Source organism: Streptomyces sp. NBC_00523 (genome assembly GCF_036346615.1).
GTDB lineage: Bacteria > Actinomycetota > Actinomycetes > Streptomycetales > Streptomycetaceae > Streptomyces.
Window position 1 is genome coordinate 443,058 of sequence record NZ_CP107836.1, and the last position, 22,185, is coordinate 465,242.

A 22,185-nucleotide genomic window follows, 5' to 3' on the forward strand; every position below is an offset into this window, starting at 1 on the left:
CGAGTTGCCGCATGCGGACCGTTACCCGCACCATGGGATTATCGTCCGGGTCGGCTCGTACGGCCTCACCGCCAGGGACGGGATGGGTGCTGCTCATGGCCAGGTACTTCGAGAACGGCGCCGGTGAACTGGTGTCCGACGCGTTGGCCGGTTTCGCCCGTGCGCACGCGGATCTGGTGCGGTACGACGCGGCGGACGGCTTCGTCACCGCCCGGCACCCCGCGCCCGGGCGGCGGGTGGGGCTGTTGTCGGGGGGCGGGTCCGGGCACGAGCCGCTGCACGCGGGGTTCGTCGGTGCGGGCATGCTCGATGCGGCCTGCCCGGGGAGGGTGTTCGCCTCGCCGCACAACCGGCAGATCTTCCGGGCCTCGCGCGCGGTGGCCGGGCCGGACGGCGTGCTGCACATCGTGAAGAACTACACGGGCGACCGGATCAACTTCGGCATCGCGGCCGAGCGCCTCGCCGACGCGGGGATCGCCTGTGCGCGGGTCCTCGTGGACGACGACCTGGCCACCGACTCGGAGGACATCGCCGCCGGACGCCGCGGCACGGGCGCCACGGTGCTGCTGGAGAAGGTCCTGGGCGCCGCCGCCGACACGGGGATGGGGCTCGAAGAGCTGGCAGAGCTGGGTACGGGCCTCGCGGGCCGGTGCCGTACGCTCGCGGTCGCCTCGGCAGCGCACCACGCGCCGGCCACCGGTGAGCCGGCGTTCGAACTGCCGCCCGGTGAGCTGGAGTACGGGGTCGGTATCCACGGGGAGCGCGCCGCGCGCACCCGGGAACAGGGCACCGTGGGCGCACTGGTGGAGGAGATGACCGGGGCACTGCTGGACGCGTTGCGCCCCGGCCCCGAGGAGTCCGTCGTCGCTCTCGTCAACGGGCTCGGGGCCGTCACCTCGCTCGAACTGTACGCGGTGTTCGGCGAATTGGGCCGGGTGCTGGACAGCCGAGGGGTGCGGCTCGCGCGCCATCTGGTGGGCGAGTACGTGACGGCGCTGGACATGCGGGGTTTCTCCCTCACGCTCATGGCGGCCGACCGGGCCGCCCTGGACTTCTACGACGCGCCCGTGCAGACCCCGGCACTGCGGTGGTGACCGGTCAGCCCCCTGCGGGACGAAGGTACGAGGAGGGCCCATGACGAGCGACGCTCTGGACGGCACGCGCACCCGTGACTGGGCGGGGCGCTTCGCGGACTCGGTCCACGCCACGGAGGCCGAACTGACGGAGCTGGACCAGCAGGCGGGCGACGGCGACTTCGGCGCCAACCTCGCCGCCGGGGTCGGGGCCGCCGGTCCGCTGCTCGACCGGCTGGGGGCGTCGGCGGGCCCGGGCGACCAGCTCGGCGCCCTGGCCGCCGCCTTCCTGGACGAGGTCGGCGGGACCAGCGGACCGCTGTTCGGCCTGCTGTTCCAGGCGATGGGCCGGGCCGCCGGCTCCGGACCGGGGCTGACGACGGGCGTGCTCGCCGACGGTGCCTCCGAGGGTCTGGCCGCCATCCGCCGCGTCGGGGACGCGGCGCCAGGCGACAAGACGCTGGTCGACGCGCTGGCCCCGGCCGCCGACGCGCTGCGGGCGGCCGGGGACGCGCCCCCCGCCGACGCCCTGGCCGCCGCCGCGGACGCGGCGTGGCGAGGGGTGCGGGAGACGGCGTCCCAGGCGGCGCGCATGGGACGGGCCAGTTACCTGGGCGAGCGGGCCACCGGCGTCCCGGATCCGGGGGCCGTGGGCATGGCGCTGTTCTTCGCGTCCGCAGGGGGAACGGTACGGACGCTGGCGCCCCACCTCGCCGGTGACTGACCCGCCCGCCGCTCAGGGGCCGAGGCGGCTGCGGGCCCAGCTGAGCAGTTCGGGGTCGGCCAGGCTCGTCACCCACAGGTCGGCCTGCTCGCCGTCCGGGTCCGGCGGGCGCGTCCCGATGCCGATGACCCGGAGGCCCGCCCGGCGCGCCGACTCCATGCCGGTCAGCGAGTCCTCCACGGCCAGGGCCTCCTCGGGCGGTACGCCGCAGAGGCGGGCGGCCGCCCGGTAGACGTCCGGTTCGGGCTTGGGCCGCACCTCCTCCCCGGCGACCACGACATGCTGGAAGCAGCCGAGGAGCCCGGCCCTGTCGAGGCACGACTCCACCGTGGCCCGGGGGCAGTTGCTCGCCACCGCGAGCGGGCGGTGGCGGGCGGCGAGCCGGACCAGCGCGGCGGCGCCCGGCATGGTGACCGGGTCCTCCTCGACCAGCGCCGTGAAGGTGCTCAGGAGGGTGTCGGCGAAGTCGCCGGCCAGGTCGGGCTTTCCCGTCTCCCGGGCCATCAGGGCGCCGCACTCGATGTAGTGCACGCCCTTCGCCCGGTCCGCGAACCCGGCGGGCGAGGCGAGCCCGTAGAGCCGGAACGTGAGGGTGCGGGCCTCCTGCCAGTGCCTTTCCGTATCCATCAGGGTGCCGTCGCAGTCGAAGACGAGGGCGGACGGGGACCAGGAGAAAATGCGATGAGCTGTCATGTAACCGCCGTTCTCGGAGGCTGCGCCGAACCGGTGAGGTACGAGGGCGCAGACATGTGCCGGATGGCACACCTGTGAAAGGGAGGAATCGGACGCGGGCGTCGCTCCGTGAGCGCGGCGGCCAGGTCGATTCCGCTGGGCGCCGCAACGGACTCGCGACCCCGAGAGTCAGCCCGTCCGAAACATCATGACCATTACGTTATTTCGACGGCCCCGAATTCCGCAATCACCAATTCGAGTGCACCGGAATACATGAAGAAGTACCGGCCGACTGCGCGGCCCCCTCGATGAATAATAGGATCGTCGCGCGATGCGACTGGGCCCCTCGCACAGGGACGGGACGGGCTTTCACGTCGCGGCGCTAGCACGCATGAGCGAAGGTGGAACAGGTGCAGGACAGGGCGCGCGCGACCCGGAAAGTGCTGCTGGAATCGGCGGCACATCTATTCGTAGAACGGGGATATGCGGGCACGAGTGTCAATGACATAAGTGACCACTCGGGAAAGACCAGCGGCGCGATCTACTTCCATTACTCCAGTAAGGAAAAGCTGGCCCTCGCCGTCGTCCGCGAGCAGTTCGCCACCTGGCCGCAGCTCGCCGCCGTCTACGCCGCACCCGGCGTCCCGCCGCTGGAGAAGCTGGTCGCGCTCAGCTTCCGCGTCGCCCGGTCGCTCAGCGAGGACGTCGTGGCGCGGGCCGGCGCGCGGCTGTGGGCGGAGCGGCGCACCATCGGGGCGCCCGTGCCGACACCGTTCGGCACCTGGGCGCTCGCGTGCGCCCGGCTCCTCGCCCAGGCCCGGACGCGGGGCGAACTGGCGGAAGGGGTCGAGCCGTCGGCGGCGGCCGTGGCGCTGGTGTGCGGGTTCTACGGGCACTGCACCCTGACCGACGAGATGCCGGGCAAGTGGGGCTGGCCGGAACGGCTCGAAGAGTGGTGGCGGCTGGCCCTCGCCTCGCTCCAGGCGGAGCCCGACGCGGCGGGCCTGCTCGCCCGGGCCCGCGCCCGGATCCCCGCGCAGCCGGACGGCTCGGACGCCGGGCGGCCGGCCGCCGCCACCCCTCCCCGGTGACGGGCATCACAGGCTCCGGCCTCTTGACGCCCTCCTTCCAAACCGGTTTGGTTGTCCTCGTTCGACCAGTCAAACCGGTTTGAAGGCGCCTGTCTTCGGCCCGCGGCAAGGAAGTCCAGGCCCATGGCACGCAAGCCCACCATCGCGGATGTCGCCCGGCGGGCCGGTGTTTCACGCGCCACGGTCTCCTTCGCCCTGAACGACCGGCCCGGTGTCGCCGAGGAGACGAAGCTGCGGATCCTCGCGGCGAGCCGGGAGCTCGGCTGGACCCCCAGCCGTCAGGCCCGGGCCCTCTCGCTCGGCAAGGCCGGCGCCTTCGGGCTCGTCCTCGCCCGTGACGCGGAGCAGGTCGGGGCCGACCCCTTCTTCCCGGCGTTCATCGCCGGGGTCGAGGCGGTGATCGGGCAGCGCGGCGACGGGCTGATGATCCACATCACCGCCCCGGACAACGAACAGAGCGTCTACCGGCGCCTCGCATCGGAGCAGCAGGTGGACGGGGTCCTCCTCACCGACCTGCGCCGCGACGATCCGCGTCCCGCGCTGCTGCGGGAGCTCGGTCTGCCGGCCGTCGTGGTCGGCCAGCCCGAGTGGGGCGACGGCCTGACGGCGGTGAGCCTGGACGACGAACCGGCGTACACCGCCGCCGTCCGCCACCTCGCGGAGCTGGGCCACCGGCGCATCGCCCACGTCGAGGGGCCGCAGGAGCTGCTGCACGCCCACCGGCGCCGGACCGCGTGGGAGCAGACCCTGCGCGCGCTCGGCCTGCCCGAAGGACCCGTGCTGCCCGGCGGCTTCACGCCCGAGGGCGGCGCGCAGGCGACCCGGCAGCTGCTGGGCTCCGCCGAGCCGCCGACCGCGATCGTCTACGGCAACGACCTCGCCGCGATGGCCGGGCTCTCGGTCGCCCAGGAGCTGGGTGTCCGCGTGCCCGACCAGTTGTCGCTGGTCGGCTACGACGACGCGCCCCTGACCCGGTACAGCTTCCCGCCGCTCGCCTCCGCCCGGGCGGACGCCCGCGGCTGGGGCGAGGCGGCGGCCCGCGCGCTCGACGCGGTCGTCGCCGAGGGAGCCGCCGACCATGTGCGGCTGCCCCCGGCGCAGTTCGTGCCCCGCGCGTCGATGGGGCCGGCGCCCCGCCGGTGACGTAACGGGGCAATCGACCGGTCGTGCTCGCGCCGACCGGGAATTCCGCGCGGCGACGAGGCCGCGTGAACAGTTCGGAGATCAATCATGCTGAGGAGAACGGCGTACGCGCTGCTCGTGCTCGCTCTCGCGGGCACGGCGACGGCCTGCGGCCGGTCGGCTCCCGATCCGGCCACCGCCGCCGAGGCGCGCGGCCCGATCACGGTCTGGCTTTCCAACAACGCGCAGGAGGTGCAGTGGGGCAGGGCGATGGTCGCCGCGTGGAACAAGGCCCATCCCGACCAGCACGTCACCGCGCAGCAGATCCCGGCCGGCAAGACCTCCGAGGAGGCCATCAGCGCCTCGATCATCGCGGGGACGACGGCCTGTCTCGCCTTCAACACCTCGCCGGCGGCGGTGCCGACCTTCCAGAAGCAGAACGGCCTCGTCCCCCTCAGTGACTTCCCGGACGGCGAGAAGTACATCGCCGGTCGCGGCGGCTCCCTCACCGACCAGTACCGCTCCACCGACGGCAAGTTCTACCAGCTGCCGTGGAAGAGCAATCCGGTCATGATCCTCTACAACAAGAAGCTGTTCGCGAAGGCCGGTCTCGATCCCGAGCACCCGAAGCTGGCCACGTACAAGGAATTCCTGGAAACCTCCCGGACGCTCGTGCACAGCGGCGCCGCGAAGGCCGCGATATGGCCCTCGCCGAGCAGTGACTTCTTCCAGCCCTGGTACGACTTCTATCCGGCGTTCGCCGCGCAGAGCGGCGGAAAGCAGCTGATCGAGGACGGCAAGCCGCAGTTCGACTCGGCGGCGGGCCGGCAGGTCGCGGCGTTCTGGCGCACGCTGTACGCGGAGAAGCTGGCGCCCCAGGAGCAGTATCCGGGCGACTCCCTCAACGACGGCAAGGCCGCCATGGCGACCGTGGGCCCGTGGGCGGTGGCCGCGTACAAGGACAGTGTGGACATCGGGGTGGCACCGGTGCCGACCGCCGACGGCGGGAGCGGGAAGCACTCGTTCAGCGACGAGAAGTCCGCGGCCATGTTCAGCGCCTGCGAGAACCGGGCCACCGCCTGGGACGTGCTGAAGTTCGCGAGCTCCGCCGCACAGGACGGGAAGTTCCTGGAGGCCACCGGCCAGATGCCGATGCGCGAGGACCTGACGGCCAAGTATCCCGGCTACTTCGCGAAGAACCCGATGTACAAGGCGTTCGCCGACCAGGCGGAGCGCGTGGTCGAGGTGCCGAACGTGCCGGGCTCCATCGACATCTGGCAGACGTTCCGCGACGAGTGGACGAAGTCGGTCGTGTTCGGCCGCGAGTCCACGGACACGGGGCTCCGCAAGGCGTCGTCCGACATCACCGGCCTGCTGAACGAGTACGGGGACCCGTCATGAGCGTGAACCTGGACGCGGCGCCCGGCGCCGTACACACGAGTGGGGCCGCCCCGCGCGGCAAGGCACGGCGCGGTCTGTCGCGGGCCGGCGCGCTGTTCGTGTCGCCGTACGTGCTGTTCATCGTGGTGGTCTTCGCGGTCCCGCTGGTCTACACGGTGTGGATCTCCTTCCACCGCTTCTACTTCACCGCGCCGGGCACGGACATCGACTCGCCATGGGTGGGTCTGTCGAACTACCGGGACGTCTTCACGGACCCGGTGGTCGGGCAGGCGTTCCTCAACATCCTGATCTTCCTCGTCATCAACGTGCCGCTGACGGTGGGCCTCTCGCTGGTGCTGGCGGCGGCGCTGAACTCGAAGATCCGGGGGCGCGGGTTCTTCCGCGCCGCGTTCTACGTGCCATATGTGACGGCGAGCGTGGCCCTGGTCGCCGTATGGCAGTTCCTCTTCGGCTCGGACGGGTTCGTCAACCACCTGCTCGGCTCGCACGCCCCGGACCCGTCGTGGCTGGTCAACTCGCATCTCGCGATGCCAATGATCGCCGTGTTCGTGACCTGGAAGCAGCTCGGCTTCTTCGTGATGCTGTACCTGGCCTCGCTGCAGAACGTCGGCAAGGAGCTGTACGAGGCGTCCGCCATGGACGGCGCGGGCAAGGTGCGGCAGTTCTTCTCGGTGACCGTGCCGGGCGTACGGCCGGCGACGACGCTCGTCGTGATCTACGCGATCATCACCGGCGCCAACCTGTTCAGCGAGCCGTACCTGCTGACCGGCGGCGGTGGCCCCGACCACGCGTCGACCTCGCCCGTCCTGCTGATGTACCAGAAGGGCATCGAGCAGGGGCATCCCGACTTCGCGGCCGCTCTGGGCGTCGTGCTCGTCGCCTTCGTGATGGTCGTGTCGATCGCCGCCCGCAAGCTCACCGAGAGGGGCGACTGACATGAGCGCCGCCACACCGAGGCCCACCCGCCGCTTCGCCAGGGGCAGCGCCGTCCGCTACGTGCTGCTGTCGCTCGGCGCCGTCGCCTTCCTGTTCCCCTTCTACTACATGATCGTCGGCTCGCTGCGCGGGCAGACGGTCGGTGACCTGTCGGCCGCGGTCCCGTCCGGGCTGACCGGTGACAACTACGCGGCAGTCAACAGCGCGATCTCGCTGGGCCGGTCCCTGCTCAACTCGGGGATCATGACCATCGGGGTGCTGATCTGCACGCTGGTGTTCGGCGTGCTCGCCGGGTACGCGCTGGCGCAGCTGCGCTTCCGGGGCAAGGGGGCGGTCTTCGCGGCCCTCCTGCTCGTGCAGATGATCCCGTTCCAACTGCTGACGCTGCCGCTGTACGTGCTCGTCGTCCGCGACTACGGGCTCGGCGACAACTACCTGGGCATGATCCTGCCGTTCGCGATCAACTCGACGGCCGTGTTCCTGTTCCGCCAGTTCTTCGCGCAGATGCCGCAGTCGCTCTTCGAGGCGGCCCGCATCGACGGCGCGAGCGAGCTGCGCATCCTGTGGCGGATCGCGCTGCCGATGGCCCGGCCGGCCGTGCTGACCGCGCTGCTGCTGACGTTCATCGGTCCGTGGAACGAGTTCCTGTGGCCGTTCCTCGTCACCAAGAACGCGGACATGCAGCCGCTGGCCGTCTCGCTCGCGAGCTTCCTCTCCAACCTTCAGGGCACGGTGGCCAACCCGGCCGGTGCCCTGCTGGCCGGCGCCTGTGTGCTGGCCCTCCCCGCGGTGGTCCTGTTCCTCCTGTTCCAGCGCCACTTCACCTCTACCGACATCGATTCCGGAGTAAAGGGCTAATCGCCATGAGCAACACCACCACCGCCACCCGCATCCCCTACCGCATGGTGCGCAAGGGTGTGGTCATGTCCCCGCTGGCCGGAGAGGCGAACGAGGTCGAGGGTGTCCTGAACCCCGCCTCCGGCCGCACCCCGGACGGCACCCTGCACCTGCTGCCGCGCCTGGTCGCCGAGGGCAACGTCTCCCGCGTCGGCCTCGCCGAGGTGACCTTCGACGGGGCGGGCGTGCCGAACGGCGTCGAGCGCCGCGGCACCGTCCTCTCCCCCGACGAGGGCTGGGAGCGCGGCAAGAACAACGCCGGGGTCGAGGACCCGCGCGTCACCTGGATCCCGTCGCTCGGCAAGCACGTCATGAGCTACGTGGCCTACGGCCCGCTCGGCCCGAAGCCGGCGCTCGCCGTGTCCGAGAGCCTCACCGACTGGACCCGCCTCGGCCCGATCCAGTTCGCCTACCAGCCGGACCTGGACACCGACCTCAACCTCTTCCCGAACAAGGACGTCGTCCACTTCCCCGAGCCGGTCCCGGGCCCGGACGGCGAGCCGGCGTACGCGATGCTGCACCGCCCGATGTGGGACCTGGGCTGGTTCCGCCCGGGTGAGGGCGTCCACCTGCCCGCCGGGGTCACCGACGAGCGGCCCGGCATCTGGATCAGCTACGTCCCGGCCGCCGAGGTGGAGGCCGACATCACCGCGCTGACCCGGCCGCGCGACCACCGCCTGCTGGCGCTGTCCGAGTTCCCCTGGGAGTCCCTGAAGATCGGCGGCGGCCCCGCCCCGATCCGGGTGCCCGAGGGCTGGCTGCTCATCCACCACGGCGTGTCGGGCTCCATCGAGGACCCGTGGGCGCAGAACCAGGACGTGTCGTACGCGGCCGGCGCGATGATCCTCGACCCGGCCGACCCGTCCCGCGTCCTCGCCCGCTCCGACCAGCCGCTGATGGCGCCGGAGACCGAGGAGGAGCGCTCGGGCACCGTCCCGAACGTCGTCTTCCCCACGGCGATCGAGGAGATCGACGGCGAGCTGTACGTGTTCTACGGCATGGCCGACGCGCACATCGGCGTGGCCCTTCTGGAGCGCACGGCATGACGGACGGCGCCCTGGGCATCGGCCTGGCCGGCTGCGGCGGGTTCGCGGAGTTCGTCCTGGACGCGATCGCCGGGCTCCCCGGCCTGCGGCTCGCGGCGGTCGCCGACCCCTCGCGGGAGCGGTCCCGGCTGCTCGGTGAGCGGCACGGCGTCCCGGCGCTGGGTTCGCTGGACGAGCTCCTTCAGCGGGACGACGTGGCGGCCGTGCTGATCGCCACCCCGCCGGCCACCCATGCCGCGATGGCCACGGCCGCGCTGCGCGCGGGGCGCCACGTCTTCTGCGAGAAGCCTCTCGCCACCACGACCGAGGACGCCTCGGCGGTCGTCCACGAGGCACGGATCGCCGGGCGCGCCCTGGTCGTGGACCACGTACTGCGCTACAACCCGCTGCTGCGGGCCGTCGAGCGGCTGACCGGGCGGGGGCTGCTCGCGCCGCCGCGCCGGTTCCTGTTCGAGAACGACGCGTCCGACGAGGACCTGGGCCCCGGCCACTGGTTCTGGGACCCGGCACACAGCGGCGGCATCTTCATCGAGCACGGCGTCCACTTCTTCGACGCCGCCCGGGCCCTCCTCGGCACCGACCCGCTGAGCGTGCGGGCCACCGCGGTCGGCCGCCCCGGCGGCCCGGTCGACATGGTCAGCGCCGATGTGGTGCACCCCGGGGGCGTGCTCGCCTCGCACCTGCACTCCTTCACGCACGCCCATCGCGCCGAGCGGCAGCTGATGCGCCTGGACCACGGGTTCGCGGAGAGCCGGATCAGCGGCTGGATCCCCGTATACGCGGAGATCACGGCCTGGGTGGACGAGGAAGGCGCCCGCGCCTGGGAGGAGTTGCCGGGGCTGCGGGACGACCTGCTGGCCGTCGAAGGGTTCCGGCCCGGCGGCGGTGAGCGGATCACCGTGCGCGTGGAGCGGCACGCCGGGTCCGCCGCACCGGCCCGGGGCCGGGGCGAGGAGCGGACCGTGCCGCACCGGGTGACCGCGGTCCTCGACCTCGGCGGCGAACCGCGCAAGCCGTATGTGTACGCGCAGAGCGTGCGCGCGGCGATGGCCGACCTGGTGCGGGCGGCCCGGACCGGCGTGCCCCCGGTGGCCGGACCGGTCAGCGGTTTCGCGGCGGTCGCGGTCGCCGAGGCGGCCACGGTCGCCGCCGCGACCGGCGCCGAGCAGCACGTGCTGTCCCCCGGCCCGGCCCTCTTCGAAGGAGTCCCCGCATGAGCTGGTGGCAGGACATGGTCTGCTACGAGGTCTACCCCCGGGCCTTCGCCGACTCGGACGGGGACGGCACGGGCGACCTGGCGGGCCTGACCGCGCGCCTGGAACACATCAGGGACCTGGGCGCGGACGCCGTGTGGTGCACCCCGTTCTACCCGTCCCCGCTGGCCGACGGCGGCTACGACATCGCGGACTACACGGGGGTCGCCCCGGACCTGGGGACGGACGCGGACGCCGGGCGGCTGACCGCCCGCGCCCATGAGCTGGGCCTCAAGCTCATCGTGGACCTCGTCCCGAACCACACGTCGGACCGCCACCCGTGGTTCCTGGACGCGCTCGCGGCGGGCCCGGGATCGGCGGAGCGGGAGAGGTACCTGTTCCGGGCGGGCCGGGGCGCGGCGGGCGAACTGCCGCCGAACGACTGGCAGTCGGCGTTCGGCGGGCCCGCCTGGACGCGGGTCGCGGACGGCGAGTGGTACTGCCATCTGCACGCCCCCGAGCAGCCCGACCTGAACTGGCGCGACCCGAAGGTGCGGGACGCGTTCATGGAGGTTCTGCGCCACTGGCTCGACCGGGGTGTGGACGGCTTCCGGGTGGACGTTGCGCACGCCCTGTTCAAGGCGGAGGGCCTGCCGGACGCGGGGCCCGGGCAGCACACCGACCCGCTGCGCAACCACCTGATGCCGTACTACGACCAGGAGGAGCTGCACCCGCTGTACCGCGAGTGGCGGGCGCTCCTCGACACCCATCCGGCGCCCCCGGGTGCGGTGGCGCCGCACGACCGGGTGATGGTCGCGGAGTCGGCCGTCTTCGATCCGGCGCGGCTGGGCCGCTACATCCGGCCCGACGAGATGCACCAGGCGTTCAACTTCGCCTTCCTGGAAGCGGCGTGGGACGCGGCGGAGCTGCGCCGCGTCATCGACGACTCGTTCGGTGTGCCGGGCGCGGCCGTCACCTGGCTGCTCTCCAGCCATGACGCGGTGCGTCCGGTCACCCGGTACGGCTCGCTCGCGCGGGCCCGCGCCGCCGCGCTGCTGATGCTGGCGCTGCCGGGCTCCGCGTACCTCTACCAGGGCGAGGAGCTGGGCCTTCCCCAGGCCGAGGTGCCGGCCGACCGCATCCTCGATCCGCTGTGGGAGCGGTCCGGACGCACCGAGCGCGGGCGCGACGGGGCGCGGGTGCCGCTGCCGTGGTCCGGCGCGCAAGCCCCGTACGGCTTCACCACGGCGGATGCCGGGGCCACCTGGCTGCCGCAGCCCGAGGGCTGGGCCGGGCTCACCGTCGCCGCGCAGGAGTCGGACCCCGGCTCGACCCTCGCCCTGTACCGGGCGGCGCTGCGGCTGCGGCGCGCCCATCCGGCCCCGGATCCGGCGGCGCCGCCCGTCTGGCTCTCGGAGCCGGGCGTGCCCGTCCTGGCCTTCCGCCGCGGCGAGCTGGTGTGCGCCGTCAATCTGGGCGCCGGGCCCGTACGTACGCCCGGCCGCCCGCTGCTCAGCAGTGGACCGCTCGACGGGGACTTGCTGCCGCCCGACACGGCCGTGTGGTTCCTCGCCCCGCCCTCTTCCCGTACCGCCCCTGGAGACACCGATGACGACGCCCGTGACTGAACCGACGCCCCGGACCGACCTGTCGGGGCTCGTCAAGGCGTACGACGTACGCGGTGTGGTGCCGGACCAGTGGGACGGGACGACGGCGGAGCTGTTCGGTGCCGCGTTCGTCCGGGTCACCGGTGCGGACGCGATCGTGACGGGGCACGACATGCGGCCCTCCTCCCCCGGTCTTGCCCGGGCGTTCGCGCGGGGCGCCACGGCGCGGGGCGCCGACGTCACGGAGATCGGGCTGTGCTCGACGGACCAGCTGTACTACGCGTCGGGTTCACTGGGCCTTGCCGGCGCGATGTTCACCGCCTCGCACAACCCGGCCCGGTACAACGGCATCAAGCTGTGCCGGGCCGGTGCGGAGCCGGTGGGGCAGGACACCGGTCTCGCGGAGATCCGGTCGCTCGTGGAGCGGTGGACGGAAGAGGGCGCACCGGCCCCGGCCGCCCGCGCGGGTGCCGTCACCGGCCGGGACACCCTGGCGGGGTACTCCGCGTATCTGCACTCCCTGGTGGACCTGTCCGCGATCCGCCCGCTGAAGGTGGTGGTGGACGCGGGCAACGGCATGGGCGGCCACACGGTCCCGACGGTGCTCGCGGGGCTGCCGCTGACGGTGGTGGAGATGTACTTCGAGCTGGACGGCACGTTTCCGAACCACGAGGCCAATCCGCTGGAACCGGCCAACATCGTGGACCTGCGGGCGCGGGTGCGCGCCGAGGGCGCCGATCTCGGGCTGGCCTTCGACGGCGACGCGGACCGCTGCTTCGTCGTGGACGAGAACGGCGACCCGGTCTCCCCGTCGGCGATCACGGCCCTGGTCGCCTCGCGCGAGCTGGCGCGGCACCCGGGCGCGACCGTCATCCACAACCTCATCACCTCGCGCGCGGTGCCGGAGGTGATCCGTGCGGCGGGCGGCACCCCGGTCCGTACCCGGGTCGGCCACTCGTTCATCAAGGCCGAAATGGCCCGCACCGGGGCGGTGTTCGGCGGTGAGCACTCCGCGCACTACTACTTCCGCGACTTCTGGAACGCGGATACGGGCATGCTGGCCGCGCTCCACGTGCTCGCCGCGCTCGGCGGCCAGGACGGCCCGCTGTCCGCGCTGACCAGCCGCTTCGAGCGGTACGCCGCGTCGGGCGAGATCAACTCCACGGTCACCGACCAGGCCGCCCGCACGGCAGCGGTCCGCGCGGCGTGGGAGTCCCGCCCCGGCGTCACGGCCGACACCCTGGACGGGCTCACCGTCAGCGGCACGGACTGGTGGTTCAACCTCCGCCCGTCCAACACGGAACCGCTGCTGCGGCTCAACGTGGAGGCGAGTACCGGGGAGTTGATGGCCCGGGTCCGGGACGAGGTGCTGGCGACGGTGCGCGAGGCCTGACGGACACCGCCGGGCACAATGCGGGCCATGAGCCTGCACTACGAAGTCGTCTTCACCTGCTTCCTCCGCGCGGACACGCCCGCCCCGGTACTGGACGCCCTGCGGTGGCACCTCGGCCTGACCGAGGAGCCACCGCAGGGGCACGGCGGGGGTGAGTACGCGTATCCGCTGCTCACCCCGGACCCGCACAGCCGTCTGCCCGGCGGCGACTTCGCGTCCCTGCGCCTCCAGGACGAGGGGTGGGGCCTGTACAGCCGCAACTACTGGCTGGACGACGACATGGGCGAACTGGTCACCGTTCTGGACCTGCTGGCCCCGCACGTCGCGAGCCCCTGCTTCGGCGGCTGCTTCCGGGAGGAGTACGACACCGAGCCGACGCTCTTCACGTTCCGGGACGGCACCTACGGCCCGCTGAAACCGTGACGGCCGCGCCGGTCAGCCGGCGTCGTCCGTCAGGGTGATGGTGAGGGTGTCCTCGTCGCGGGTGAGGTGCTCGATGGTGACCGAGCCCTCCGCGCCGTTGTAGGCGCCGGTGCCCCCGGTGACGGCGAACTCGTGCGTCCAGCGGCGTGAGTCGAGGGGCAGTTCGGTCACGGCGGGGAGCGGGCGCTGGAAGGCGGTGGAGGCCGTGATCATGCCGTCGGTGAGGGCCAGGACGAGCGTCGCCATGACGAAGGAGCCGTCGGGGCCCACGGTGACGGGCAGGCAGTGCGCGTTCTCGGTGCCGACGGCGCGGCCCTCGGCGTCCGTCAGGTCGTAGCGGACGTAGTACGGGACGCCGACGGTCAGGACGTCCGGAATGTTGGCGCCGGTGCGCCTGCCGTGCAGGGTGAGCTGCCGGTCGGCCCTCCGTGCCGCGTGGGCGGTTCCGGCCGCTCCGGCCACCAGTCCGCCGGTGATCGTCGCCGCCGAGGTCAGTCGCATCATGCTTCTGCGGTCCATGCGGGTCATCCCGTGCCTCACACCCTTGCTCGTCTCCTGCGCGGTGCGCGTTCGCACCCCACGGGTAACGGCGCCCGGGCCCGGAACGGATCGCCCTCCGCCGGAAGATCACCGGAACGCACGAGCCCCCTAGGCTTACGGGGTGGAGATAACCGTACGAACCGCCGCCGCGCCGGACCTTCCCGCGCTGCTCGCCCTCTACCGCGAGCTGAACCCCGACGACCCCGCCCTGTCGCCGGAGACGGCCCGGGCCGGGTGGGAGCGCATCGCGGCGCAGCAGGGGCGGACCGTTCTCGTCGCGGAGGCCGGCGGGGCCGTCGTCGGGACGGCCGACTGCATCGTCATGCCGAACCTGACCCGGGGCGGCCGGGGCATCCTCTTCGTGGAGAACGTGGTGGTCGCCGGGGCGGGCCGCCGCCGAGGCGTCGGGCGGCGGTTGCTGGACGCGGTGGTGGGCCTCGCGGAGGAGGCGGGCTGCTACAAGGTGCAGCTCCTCGCCGCCGATGACGCGTACGTCCACACGTTCTACGCGTCGTGCGGCTTCGAGCCGCGGGCCCAGGGCTTCCGGCGCTACCTCGCGCGCGAGGCGTGACCCGTGGCGCCGCTCAGCCGTCGGCGCCGAAGCGGTCCGGGGCCAGCGTCTTGAGCAGGGCGTTGACCACCAGGTCCGTCGAGGCGGCCATGTCCACGGCGCCGGGGGCCAGCAGCCATTGGACCTGGAGGCCGTCCATCACGGCGATGACGGCGTTGGCCGCGTGCTCGACCTCGCCCGTCCCGTCGTCGGGGAGGCCGCACACCTCGCGGAGCGCGTCGGCGACGAAACCCCGCAGTCCGTCGTAGCGGTCCCGGAAGTAGTCCTGGGCGGGGTGGTCGTCCGTGACGGACTCCGCCGACAGGACGGCGTACAGGCGGACGATGCCCTCGCGTTCGGCGTTGCGGGTCGCCGTGTCGACCAGGTGGCGCAGGAACGCCAGGCCCTGCGGGCGGTCCGGGCCCAGCTGCTGGATGTCCGACTCGTCGCGCAGTTCGAGGACGCTGGTGAGCAGGAGCGCCTTGGACCGGAAGTAGTGCAGGACACCGGCCTGGGTGAGGCCGACCCGGTCGGCGATCTCGGCGAGCGAGGCATTGTTGTAGCCACGGGCCGCGAAGGTGTCCATCGCGATGTGCAGGATGTCCCGTTGCCGCTGCTGGGCTTCCGGGCTCCGGGGCGTGCGGGGCTTGGCCGACCGGCCGGACCTGCGTGCTGACTGGTTGCTCACCGGCACAGCTTAGACCGGCGGGAACGGGGGTCAACGGGGGCGTCAGGGCCGCTGAACCGGGGGCCGCGGGCGCGCGGAAACCGCCCGCACCAATGCGCGCACGACCACTTACTAACCACTTAGTGGGTGTGCTTTCATATCGCCGTCGTCCACGGAGCCCGCGCCCTGACACGGTGTCCGAGGGACGCGCCATGTCCTCCCCCAGGCATGACCGAAGGAGAGCCGCACATGTCCCACGACACTCCCCCGCGCCCACGGGCGCGCGCCGCAGGCGCGGCCCTGGCCATGGCCGTCGCGGCCGTCGGCCTGGCCGGCAGCGGTACGGCCGCACAGGCCGCCGACCCGACGGCTCAGGTATGGGTCACCACCCCCGACGGCGCGAAGAGACTGTCCGCCGAGGGCTCCGTCGCCTTCACGGGCTCGCCGCAGAGCGTCGACATCCGCGTCGACGCCAACAGCAAGGGCCAGAAGTTCACCGGCGCGGGCGCCTCGGTCACGGGGGCCTCGGCCCACCTCATCCAGGGCCTGCCGCAGGACAAGCGGAACGCGCTGATGAGCTCGCTGTTCTCGTCCGCGGGCGACGGCATCGGGCTCAGCTATCTGCGCCAGCCGCTCGGCAGCAGCGACTTCAACGCGGACAACAGCCTCTACACGTACGAGGACACCCGCGGCTCCTTCTCCATCGACCGGGACAAGGCCGAGATCATCCCGGTCCTGAAGCAGGCCACCTCGGTCAACCCGGCCATCCGCTTCATGGGCACCCCCTGGTCGTCGCCCGCCTGGATGAAGACCAACAACGCGCTGAACGGCGGCAGCCTCAAGACGGACAGCTACCAGGCGTACGCCGACTACCTGGTCAAGGCGATCAAGGCGTACGGGCAGCAGGGCATCACGCTGACCGACCTGACCGTGCAGAACGAGCCGGAGTTCGCGGCGAGTTACCCCTCGATGACCATGACGTCGTCCCAGCAGGCGGACTTCTTCAAGGTGCTCGACCGTACGCTGACGGCGGCGAACCTGCCGACGAACCTGCTGGCCTTCGACCACAACTGGGACCACCCGAACTACCCGTTGGAGGTGTTCAACGGGACCCCGGGCATGAGCCGGGTCATCGGCGCCGCGTTCCACTGCTACGGCGGCGATCCCTCCGCCCAGCAGCAGGTCGTCAACGCCGGGAAGCGGGTGTTCTTCACCGAGTGCTCCGGTACGGAGAGCGCCGACCGCTCCACCACGTTCGCCGACACCCTCAAGTGGCACGCCGAGAACCTCGTCGTGCAGAACATGCGCAACGGCGGCGAGACGGTCATCGACTGGAACCTGGCCCTGGACCAGAACGGCGGCCCGCACCAAGGCGGTTGCTCGGACCGCTGCAACGGCGTCGTGGAGATCGCGAACGGCAACGTGACGCGCAACGCCGAGTACTACGTGCTGGGTCAGCTCTCCAAGTTCGTCAAGCCCGGCGCCACCCGCATCGGTTCGACCAGCCAGGGCAACGGCGGGGTGGAGAACGTCGCCTTCCAGAACCCGGACGGCACCCGTGCGGCGTACGTCGTCAACTCGGCCACCAGCGCGCAGAAGTTCTCGCTGACCGACAACGGCAGGTCGCTGGTCTACACGCTGCCCGCGGGCGCGGTCGGCACCTTCGTATGGAGCGGGACCGACGGTGGGACCACGGAGCCGCCCACGGGCTCCATCGACCAGTCCGCCTGGTACCGGGTGAAGAACGCCGGCAGCGGTGCCTGCCTGGACGCCGCCGACTGGGGCACCGCCGACGGGACCGCGCTCCAGCAGTGGAGCTGCACCACCGGCGCCAACCAGGGCTGGCAGTTCCGGTCCGCAGGTGACGGCACCTACCAGGTCGTCAACCGGCACAACAGCAAGGTGTGGGACGTCGACGGCGGCCCCGGCGCGACCGCGTCCGGCACCCGCGTGCACCTGTGGTCGTACGTGGGCGGCACCAACCAGCAGTGGCGGGCGGAGCCCTCCGGCGCGGCCGGCCGCTACCGCTTCGTCGCCCGCAACAGCGGCAAGTGCCTGGCCGTGGACGACGGGTCCACCGCCAACGGGGCGCACCTCTCGCAACAGCCGTGCGACGGATCGGCGGCGCAGACGTTCTCCCTGGAGAGCTGAGCACCCCCGGCCGTGTGCCCCCGCGAGCGGTCCGCTCACGGGGGCCTCGCGCATACGCCGCCGGCCTCAGCCGAGTCCGCGGTGGGCGGCCCACAGCGTGCCGGCGCGGCTCGCCCCCTCGGCGATCAGGGCCGCCAGTTCGGGCCGGTCGGGCACCGGGAACGACACGTACGCGCCCCGTCCGCCCTCCACCGGTCGCCCGTACGCCTTGGCGGCGAGGTGGCCGTCGGGGAGGAGCCGGATGTTGAGGGTGGTGAGCTGGAACTCCTTCCCGCGCCGGGTGTCGGTCCAGCGGAGCTCCGGCGGGACCGTGATGTTGACCGCCAGTGCGCTCACTTCCAGGTCTCCGCTCATCCCCGCATGATCCCACGTGCCTCCGCGCGCCGGGGCGTGCGGCGCTGTGCGCTTGGGCCGCCGTGCTCCCGGGGGTCTCCGCACGCTCTACCGGGGCCCGTGGGCGGCGGAAATGATGAGCACACCGCAGGTCAACCTGGTGATCCGCACCCCTGCGGCGGAAGGAGCCCAAGGTGTTGCTTCTCATCTCTCCGGACAGCGTCGAGGAAGCCGTCGACTGTGCGAAGGCGGCGGAGTATCTGGACATCGTCGATGTGAAGAAGCCCGACGAGGGGTCGCTCGGCGCCAACTTCCCCTGGGTCATCAGGGAGATCCGGGAGGCGGTCCCGGCCGGCAAACCGGTCTCCGCGACCGTGGGCGACGTCCCGTACAAGCCCGGCACGGTGGCCCAGGCGGCGCTGGGGGCCGTCGTCTCGGGTGCCACGTACATCAAGGTCGGGCTCTACGGGTGCACGACGCCCGACCAGGGGATCGAGGTGATGCGGGCGGTCGTGCGGGCGGTGAAGGACTACCGTCCCGAGGCGCTGGTCGTCGCCTCCGGCTATGCCGACGCCCACCGCGTCGGCTGCGTCAACCCGCTCGCGCTGCCCGACATCGCGGCCCGGTCCGGCGCCGACGCGGCCATGCTCGACACGGCGATCAAGGACGGCACGCGGCTGTTCGACCACGTACCGCCGGAGGTCTGCGCCGAGTTCGTCGGTCTCGCCCATGCCTCCGGGCTGCTCGCGGCCCTCGCGGGCAGCGTGAAGCAGGCGGACCTCGCCACGCTGACCCGTATCGGCACGGACATCGTGGGGGTGCGCGGGGCGGTCTGCGAGGGCGGTGACCGCAACGCCGGAAGAATCCAGCCGCATCTGGTGGCCGCGTTCCGGGCGGAGATGGACCGGCACGCCCGGGAGTTCGCGGCCGGCGTCACCCTCGCGGGCTGACCGCCGGAATGCCGACCTTCGAAGAGGCGGGGCGCGGGATCCCCGTCACCGACCCGGCCACCGGGGAGACCTGCGGCCAGGCCCCCGACATGCGGCCGGACGAGCTGGACGCGGTGATCGGCCGAGCCCACCGGGCCTGGTCCGGGTGGCGGGCCGACGCCGCCGCCCGGACGCACGCGCTGCTCGGCGCGGCCGGTGCCGTGGAGGCGGCCGGTGACGAGCTGGCGCGGCTGCTCACCCGGGAGCAGGGCAAGCCGCTGGCCGAGTCGTATGCCGAGGTCGCCCGCACGGCGGCCCGGCTGCGGTACTTCGCGGACCTGGCCCCCAGGACGCGGCGGATCAGCGACGGCCGGCCCGTGCGCAGCGAGGTCCGCTGGCGTCCCGTCGGGCCGGTCGCGGCGATCGTGCCGTGGAACTTCCCGCTGCAACTGGCGGCGGCGAAGTTCGCACCCGCGCTCGCGGCGGGCAACACGATGGTCCTCAAACCGTCCCCGTACACCCCGCTCGCCACCCGGCTGCTGGGGTCCGTTCTCGCGACCGCCCTGCCCGAGGACGTGCTGACCGTCGTCACCGGGCGCGAACCCCTCGGGGCGCGCCTCGCGTCGCATCCGGGCATCCGGCACGTCACGTTCACCGGTTCGGTGCCCACCGGGCGGGCGGTCGCCGAGGGGGCGGCGGCCTCCCTCGCCCGGGTCACCCTGGAACTGGGCGGGAACGACGCGGCCGTCCTGCTGGACGACGTCGATGTGGAGGGCGTCGCGGACCGGCTGTTCTGGGCCGCGTTCCGCAACTGCGGGCAGGTCTGCATGGCCGTCAAGCGGGTGTACGCCCCCGCCCGGCTGCACGCGGAGGTGGTCGAGGCGCTGGCCCTGCGGGCGAAGTCCGTCACGGTGGGCAGCGGCCTCGACCCGGACACCCGCATCGGCCCGGTCAACAACGCCCCGCAGCTGGCCCGGGTGGCCGAGCTCACCGGACGGGCGCTGGCCGACGGCGCCCGGGCCGCGGCCGGCGGGCACCGGCTGGACGGACCCGGCCACTTCTTCGCCCCGACGATCCTCACCGATGTGCCGCCCGGCAGCGCGGTGGTGACGGAGGAGCAGTTCGGTCCGGTCCTGCCCGTGCTGCCGTACGGGAGCGTCGACGAGGCGGTCGACGCGGCGAACGGCACGGGCTTCGGCCTCGGCGGCTCCGTCTGGGGCACCGATCTCGACCGAGCGGAGGCGGTCGCGGACCGGCTGGAATGCGGGACGGCCTGGATCAACCACCACGCGGAGCTGTCGCTCGCCCAGCCGTTCGCCGGGATCAAGGACAGCGGGGTCGGCGTCGCGGGCGGGCCGTGGGGGCTGTACGGAAATCTGCGGCCGTTCGTCGTCCACCGCCCGGAGGTGCCATGACCAGGAGATTCCGGGCGGCGGTGCTGCGCGGGTACGAGGAGCCGTTCGCGGTCGAGGATGTCGTCCTGCACACCGAACCCGCACCCGGTGAGCTGCTGGTGGAGATCGCGGGCGCCGGGATGTGCCGGACCGACCTCGCGGTGCGCCGGTCCGCCGGGCGCAGCCCGCTCCCGGCGGTCCTCGGCCACGAGGGAGCCGGGGTAGTCGTGGCGTCGGGCGGCGGGCCCGGTACGGAGACGGGCGTCGGCGACCCTGTGGTGCTGAGCTTCGACTCCTGCGGGCACTGCCGGAACTGCCGGGGCGCGGCCCCCGCGTACTGCGACTCCTTCGCCGCCCTCAACCTCTTCGGCGGCCGTGCGCAGGAACCGCCCCGGCTCGGCGACGCGGACGGGAAGGCGCTGGCTCCCCGGTGGTTCGGCCAGTCCTCGTTCGCCGAGTACGCGCTCGTGTCCGCCCGCAACGCCGTGCGCGTCGACCCCGCGCTGCCCGTCGAACTGCTCGGTCCGCTCGGCTGCGGCTTCCTCACCGGGGCTGGGGCGGTGCTCAACACCTTCCGCGCCGGGCCCGGCGACCCGCTGCTGGTCCTGGGCGCCGGGGCGGTGGGTCTCGCCGCGGTCATGGCGGCGGTGGCGTCCGGTGTGCCGGTCGTGGCGGTGGACCGGCTGCCGCGGCGGCTGGAGCTCGCCGAGCGGTTCGGGGCCGTCCCGCTGTCCGCCGACGCGGCCGGGCTGCCGGAGCGCGTCCGCCGGCTGACGGACGGCGGCGCCCGGTACGCGCTGGACACGACGGCGTCGCCCGCCCTGATCAACGACGCGCTCCGGGCGCTGCGTCCGACCGGGACGCTGGGTCTGGTGGCACGGCTGCACAGCGCCCTGTCGCTGGAGCCGGGCACCCTGGACCGGGGCCGGAGCGTCCGCCACATCTGCGAGGGGGACGCGGTGCCGGGGCTGCTGATCCCCGTACTGACGGAGCTGTGGCGGGCCGGGCGGTTCCCCTTCGACCAGCTGATCCGTACCTATCCCCTGGCCGACGTCAACGAGGCCGAACGCGACTGCGAAGCGGGCCGGGTGGTCAAACCCGTCCTGATCCCGGAGGGAAGAAGCCGATGAACGAGGCATGCGGTACGACGTCCCAGGACCTGGCGGCGGAAGGCGTGGACGGGGGTGTGGGGCTGACCGCTCTGCTGGTCGCCGCCGCCCGCGCGATCGAGACCCACCGCCGTGACAGCCTGGCCCGCGACATGTACGCCGAGCACTTCGTACGGGCGGCCCCCGCCTGCGCCGGGTGGCCCGTGCGCATCGAGGAGGTGCCCGACGGGGACGGGAACGCGCTGTGGGGCCGGTTCGCCCGCTACTTCGGGCTGCGGACCCGGGTCCTGGACGACTTCGTCGTGCGGTCGGTGCTCACGGGCGCCCGCCAAGTGGTGCTGCTCGGGGCCGGGCTGGACACCCGGGCGTTCCGGCTGGACTGGCCTTCGGACTGTGTGTTCTACGAGGTCGACCGGGCGGGCGTGCTGGCCTTCAAGCACCAGGTGCTGACGGAGCTGTCGGCCGCGCCGAGGGTGAACCGGGTGCTCGTTCCGGTGGATCTGCGCGACGACTGGGTCACCGCGCTGACCGCGTCCGGCTTCGACCCGGCGGCGCCGAGCATCTGGCTGGCGGAGGGGCTGCTGTTCTATCTGCCGGGCCCCGCCGAGACGTATCTCGTGGACACGGTGGACCTGCTCGCCACCGAGGGCAGCGCCCTGGCCTTCGAGGCGAAGCTGGAGGCGGACCTCCTTGCGTACCGGGACAGCGCGATCTACACGGCGACGCGGGAGCAGATCGGCATCGACCTGCTCGGTCTCTTCGACCCGGGCCCGCGCCCCGACTCGGCGGGGCGGCTCGCCATGCGGGGCTGGTCCGCGTCGACGCACACGCCCTTCGAGTTCACCCGTCGCCACGGGCGCGGCCCGCTGCCGGAGCCGAACGACGCGCTGGAGGGGAACCGTTGGGTGTTCGCGTATCGGCGCCGGACGTGATC

At 72.8% G+C, this 22,185-nt stretch carries 22 protein-coding genes; 18 read left to right on the plus strand and 4 right to left on the minus strand.

What is annotated here, in order from left to right; all coding sequences use genetic code 11:
- Positions 1 to 95: 95 nt before the first annotated feature.
- Together OHS17_RS02180 and dhaL are read left to right on the plus strand one after the other, a co-directional pair.
- Positions 96 to 1,094 (plus strand): dihydroxyacetone kinase subunit DhaK, encoded by a 999-nt coding sequence (locus OHS17_RS02180; protein ID WP_330310790.1) that lies wholly within the window; start codon positions 96 to 98, stop codon positions 1,092 to 1,094.
- 40 nt (positions 1,095 to 1,134) lie between these two features.
- A complete protein-coding gene (gene dhaL, locus OHS17_RS02185; RefSeq protein ID WP_330310791.1) occupies positions 1,135 to 1,797 on the plus strand; it encodes a dihydroxyacetone kinase subunit DhaL in 663 nt (220 codons plus the stop codon).
- Between the two features lie 12 nt (positions 1,798 to 1,809).
- On the opposite strand, the gene OHS17_RS02190 is transcribed toward dhaL, so the two are convergent.
- Positions 1,810 to 2,490, minus strand: a complete 681-nt coding sequence (locus OHS17_RS02190) for an HAD family hydrolase (protein ID WP_026171507.1) — start codon at positions 2,488 to 2,490, stop codon at positions 1,810 to 1,812.
- A 389-nt stretch (positions 2,491 to 2,879) separates the two neighbouring features.
- Here OHS17_RS02190 and OHS17_RS02195 point away from each other — a divergent pair, with 389 nt between their 5' ends.
- From OHS17_RS02195 to OHS17_RS02240, 10 genes are all read left to right on the plus strand, one after another.
- Complete coding sequence (locus tag OHS17_RS02195) at positions 2,880 to 3,560, plus strand: ScbR family autoregulator-binding transcription factor (RefSeq protein ID WP_330310792.1); 681 nt, start codon at positions 2,880 to 2,882, stop codon at positions 3,558 to 3,560.
- Positions 3,561 to 3,683: 123 nt separating this feature from the next.
- Positions 3,684 to 4,703: a LacI family DNA-binding transcriptional regulator gene (locus OHS17_RS02200; RefSeq protein WP_161209936.1), complete on the plus strand. Its 1,020-nt coding sequence runs from the start codon at positions 3,684 to 3,686 to the stop codon at positions 4,701 to 4,703.
- A gap of 87 nt (positions 4,704 to 4,790) precedes the next feature.
- Positions 4,791 to 6,083: an extracellular solute-binding protein gene (locus OHS17_RS02205; RefSeq protein ID WP_330310793.1), complete on the plus strand. Its 1,293-nt coding sequence runs from the start codon at positions 4,791 to 4,793 to the stop codon at positions 6,081 to 6,083.
- Positions 6,080 to 7,018, plus strand: coding sequence for a carbohydrate ABC transporter permease (locus OHS17_RS02210; protein WP_330310794.1), 939 nt, complete (start codon positions 6,080 to 6,082; stop codon positions 7,016 to 7,018). Before OHS17_RS02205 ends, OHS17_RS02210 begins: the two co-directional genes overlap by 4 nt.
- A gap of 1 nt (position 7,019) precedes the next feature.
- Positions 7,020 to 7,877 carry a carbohydrate ABC transporter permease gene (locus OHS17_RS02215; protein WP_330310795.1) on the plus strand — a complete coding sequence of 286 codons (858 nt, stop codon included), beginning with the start codon at positions 7,020 to 7,022 and terminating at the stop codon, positions 7,875 to 7,877.
- 5 nt (positions 7,878 to 7,882) lie between these two features.
- A complete protein-coding gene (locus OHS17_RS02220) occupies positions 7,883 to 8,962 on the plus strand; it encodes a glycoside hydrolase family 130 protein (RefSeq protein WP_330310796.1) in 1,080 nt (359 codons plus the stop codon).
- Positions 8,959 to 10,179: a Gfo/Idh/MocA family protein gene (locus tag OHS17_RS02225; RefSeq protein WP_330310797.1), complete on the plus strand. Its 1,221-nt coding sequence runs from the start codon at positions 8,959 to 8,961 to the stop codon at positions 10,177 to 10,179. Before OHS17_RS02220 ends, OHS17_RS02225 begins: the two co-directional genes overlap by 4 nt.
- Entirely contained in the window at positions 10,176 to 11,783 is a 1,608-nt protein-coding gene (locus tag OHS17_RS02230) for a glycoside hydrolase family 13 protein (RefSeq protein ID WP_330310798.1), read from the plus strand. Before OHS17_RS02225 ends, OHS17_RS02230 begins: the two co-directional genes overlap by 4 nt.
- Positions 11,764 to 13,155: a phosphomannomutase/phosphoglucomutase gene (locus tag OHS17_RS02235; protein WP_330310799.1), complete on the plus strand. Its 1,392-nt coding sequence runs from the start codon at positions 11,764 to 11,766 to the stop codon at positions 13,153 to 13,155. Before OHS17_RS02230 ends, OHS17_RS02235 begins: the two co-directional genes overlap by 20 nt.
- A gap of 27 nt (positions 13,156 to 13,182) precedes the next feature.
- Positions 13,183 to 13,578: a hypothetical protein gene (locus OHS17_RS02240; protein ID WP_330310800.1), complete on the plus strand. Its 396-nt coding sequence runs from the start codon at positions 13,183 to 13,185 to the stop codon at positions 13,576 to 13,578.
- A 12-nt stretch (positions 13,579 to 13,590) separates the two neighbouring features.
- Here OHS17_RS02240 and OHS17_RS02245 read toward each other — a convergent pair whose 3' ends face one another.
- Positions 13,591 to 14,097, minus strand: a complete 507-nt coding sequence (locus tag OHS17_RS02245; protein WP_330310801.1) for a hypothetical protein — start codon at positions 14,095 to 14,097, stop codon at positions 13,591 to 13,593.
- 142 nt (positions 14,098 to 14,239) lie between these two features.
- Between OHS17_RS02245 and OHS17_RS02250 the strand changes: the two genes are divergently transcribed.
- Positions 14,240 to 14,689: a GNAT family N-acetyltransferase gene (locus tag OHS17_RS02250; RefSeq protein ID WP_330310802.1), complete on the plus strand. Its 450-nt coding sequence runs from the start codon at positions 14,240 to 14,242 to the stop codon at positions 14,687 to 14,689.
- Between the two features lie 13 nt (positions 14,690 to 14,702).
- On the opposite strand, the gene OHS17_RS02255 is transcribed toward OHS17_RS02250, so the two are convergent.
- Entirely contained in the window at positions 14,703 to 15,356 is a 654-nt protein-coding gene (locus OHS17_RS02255; protein WP_383167601.1) for a TetR/AcrR family transcriptional regulator, read from the minus strand.
- 228 nt (positions 15,357 to 15,584) lie between these two features.
- Between OHS17_RS02255 and OHS17_RS02260 the strand changes: the two genes are divergently transcribed.
- Positions 15,585 to 17,486 (plus strand): RICIN domain-containing protein, encoded by a 1,902-nt coding sequence (locus OHS17_RS02260; protein WP_330310803.1) that lies wholly within the window; start codon positions 15,585 to 15,587, stop codon positions 17,484 to 17,486.
- A gap of 66 nt (positions 17,487 to 17,552) precedes the next feature.
- Here the strand turns inward: OHS17_RS02260 and OHS17_RS02265 are convergent, their stop codons facing one another.
- Entirely contained in the window at positions 17,553 to 17,840 is a 288-nt protein-coding gene (locus tag OHS17_RS02265; protein WP_330310804.1) for a hypothetical protein, read from the minus strand.
- Positions 17,841 to 18,013: 173 nt separating this feature from the next.
- Between OHS17_RS02265 and OHS17_RS02270 the strand changes: the two genes are divergently transcribed.
- Genes OHS17_RS02270 through OHS17_RS02285 form a run of 4 tightly spaced genes read left to right on the plus strand, consistent with a single transcriptional unit; the run spans position 18,014 to position 22,183 of the window.
- Positions 18,014 to 18,769: a (5-formylfuran-3-yl)methyl phosphate synthase gene (locus tag OHS17_RS02270; protein ID WP_330310805.1), complete on the plus strand. Its 756-nt coding sequence runs from the start codon at positions 18,014 to 18,016 to the stop codon at positions 18,767 to 18,769.
- 8 nt (positions 18,770 to 18,777) lie between these two features.
- Positions 18,778 to 20,163, plus strand: coding sequence for an aldehyde dehydrogenase family protein (locus OHS17_RS02275; protein WP_330310806.1), 1,386 nt, complete (start codon positions 18,778 to 18,780; stop codon positions 20,161 to 20,163).
- The gene (locus tag OHS17_RS02280; RefSeq protein ID WP_330310807.1) at positions 20,160 to 21,272 is read left to right on the plus strand and encodes an NAD(P)-dependent alcohol dehydrogenase; all 1,113 of its coding nucleotides are present in this window, start codon (positions 20,160 to 20,162) and stop codon (positions 21,270 to 21,272) included. Before OHS17_RS02275 ends, OHS17_RS02280 begins: the two co-directional genes overlap by 4 nt.
- Positions 21,269 to 22,183 (plus strand): class I SAM-dependent methyltransferase, encoded by a 915-nt coding sequence (locus OHS17_RS02285; protein ID WP_330310808.1) that lies wholly within the window; start codon positions 21,269 to 21,271, stop codon positions 22,181 to 22,183. The genes OHS17_RS02280 and OHS17_RS02285 overlap by 4 nt, the downstream gene beginning before the upstream one ends.
- The last annotated feature ends 2 nt before the right edge of the window (positions 22,184 to 22,185 follow it).

Coding starts and splice junctions, on each gene's coding strand:
- OHS17_RS02240 (WP_330310800.1), top strand. CDS start 13,183: ATGAGCCTGCACTACGAAGTCGTCTTCACCTGCTTCCTCCGCGCGGAC.
- OHS17_RS02235 (WP_330310799.1), top strand. CDS start 11,764: ATGACGACGCCCGTGACTGAACCGACGCCCCGGACCGACCTGTCGGGG.
- OHS17_RS02245 (WP_330310801.1), bottom strand. CDS start 14,097: ATGGACCGCAGAAGCATGATGCGACTGACCTCGGCGGCGACGATCACC.
- OHS17_RS02280 (WP_330310807.1), top strand. CDS start 20,160: ATGACCAGGAGATTCCGGGCGGCGGTGCTGCGCGGGTACGAGGAGCCG.
- OHS17_RS02180 (WP_330310790.1), top strand. CDS start 96: ATGGCCAGGTACTTCGAGAACGGCGCCGGTGAACTGGTGTCCGACGCG.
- OHS17_RS02190 (WP_026171507.1), bottom strand. CDS start 2,490: ATGACAGCTCATCGCATTTTCTCCTGGTCCCCGTCCGCCCTCGTCTTC.
- OHS17_RS02230 (WP_330310798.1), top strand. CDS start 10,176: ATGAGCTGGTGGCAGGACATGGTCTGCTACGAGGTCTACCCCCGGGCC.
- OHS17_RS02225 (WP_330310797.1), top strand. CDS start 8,959: ATGACGGACGGCGCCCTGGGCATCGGCCTGGCCGGCTGCGGCGGGTTC.
- dhaL (WP_330310791.1), top strand. CDS start 1,135: ATGACGAGCGACGCTCTGGACGGCACGCGCACCCGTGACTGGGCGGGG.
- OHS17_RS02200 (WP_161209936.1), top strand. CDS start 3,684: ATGGCACGCAAGCCCACCATCGCGGATGTCGCCCGGCGGGCCGGTGTT.
- OHS17_RS02265 (WP_330310804.1), bottom strand. CDS start 17,840: ATGAGCGGAGACCTGGAAGTGAGCGCACTGGCGGTCAACATCACGGTC.
- OHS17_RS02275 (WP_330310806.1), top strand. CDS start 18,778: ATGCCGACCTTCGAAGAGGCGGGGCGCGGGATCCCCGTCACCGACCCG.
- OHS17_RS02260 (WP_330310803.1), top strand. CDS start 15,585: ATGTCCCACGACACTCCCCCGCGCCCACGGGCGCGCGCCGCAGGCGCG.
- OHS17_RS02285 (WP_330310808.1), top strand. CDS start 21,269: ATGAACGAGGCATGCGGTACGACGTCCCAGGACCTGGCGGCGGAAGGC.
- OHS17_RS02210 (WP_330310794.1), top strand. CDS start 6,080: ATGAGCGTGAACCTGGACGCGGCGCCCGGCGCCGTACACACGAGTGGG.
- OHS17_RS02215 (WP_330310795.1), top strand. CDS start 7,020: ATGAGCGCCGCCACACCGAGGCCCACCCGCCGCTTCGCCAGGGGCAGC.
- OHS17_RS02205 (WP_330310793.1), top strand. CDS start 4,791: ATGCTGAGGAGAACGGCGTACGCGCTGCTCGTGCTCGCTCTCGCGGGC.
- OHS17_RS02220 (WP_330310796.1), top strand. CDS start 7,883: ATGAGCAACACCACCACCGCCACCCGCATCCCCTACCGCATGGTGCGC.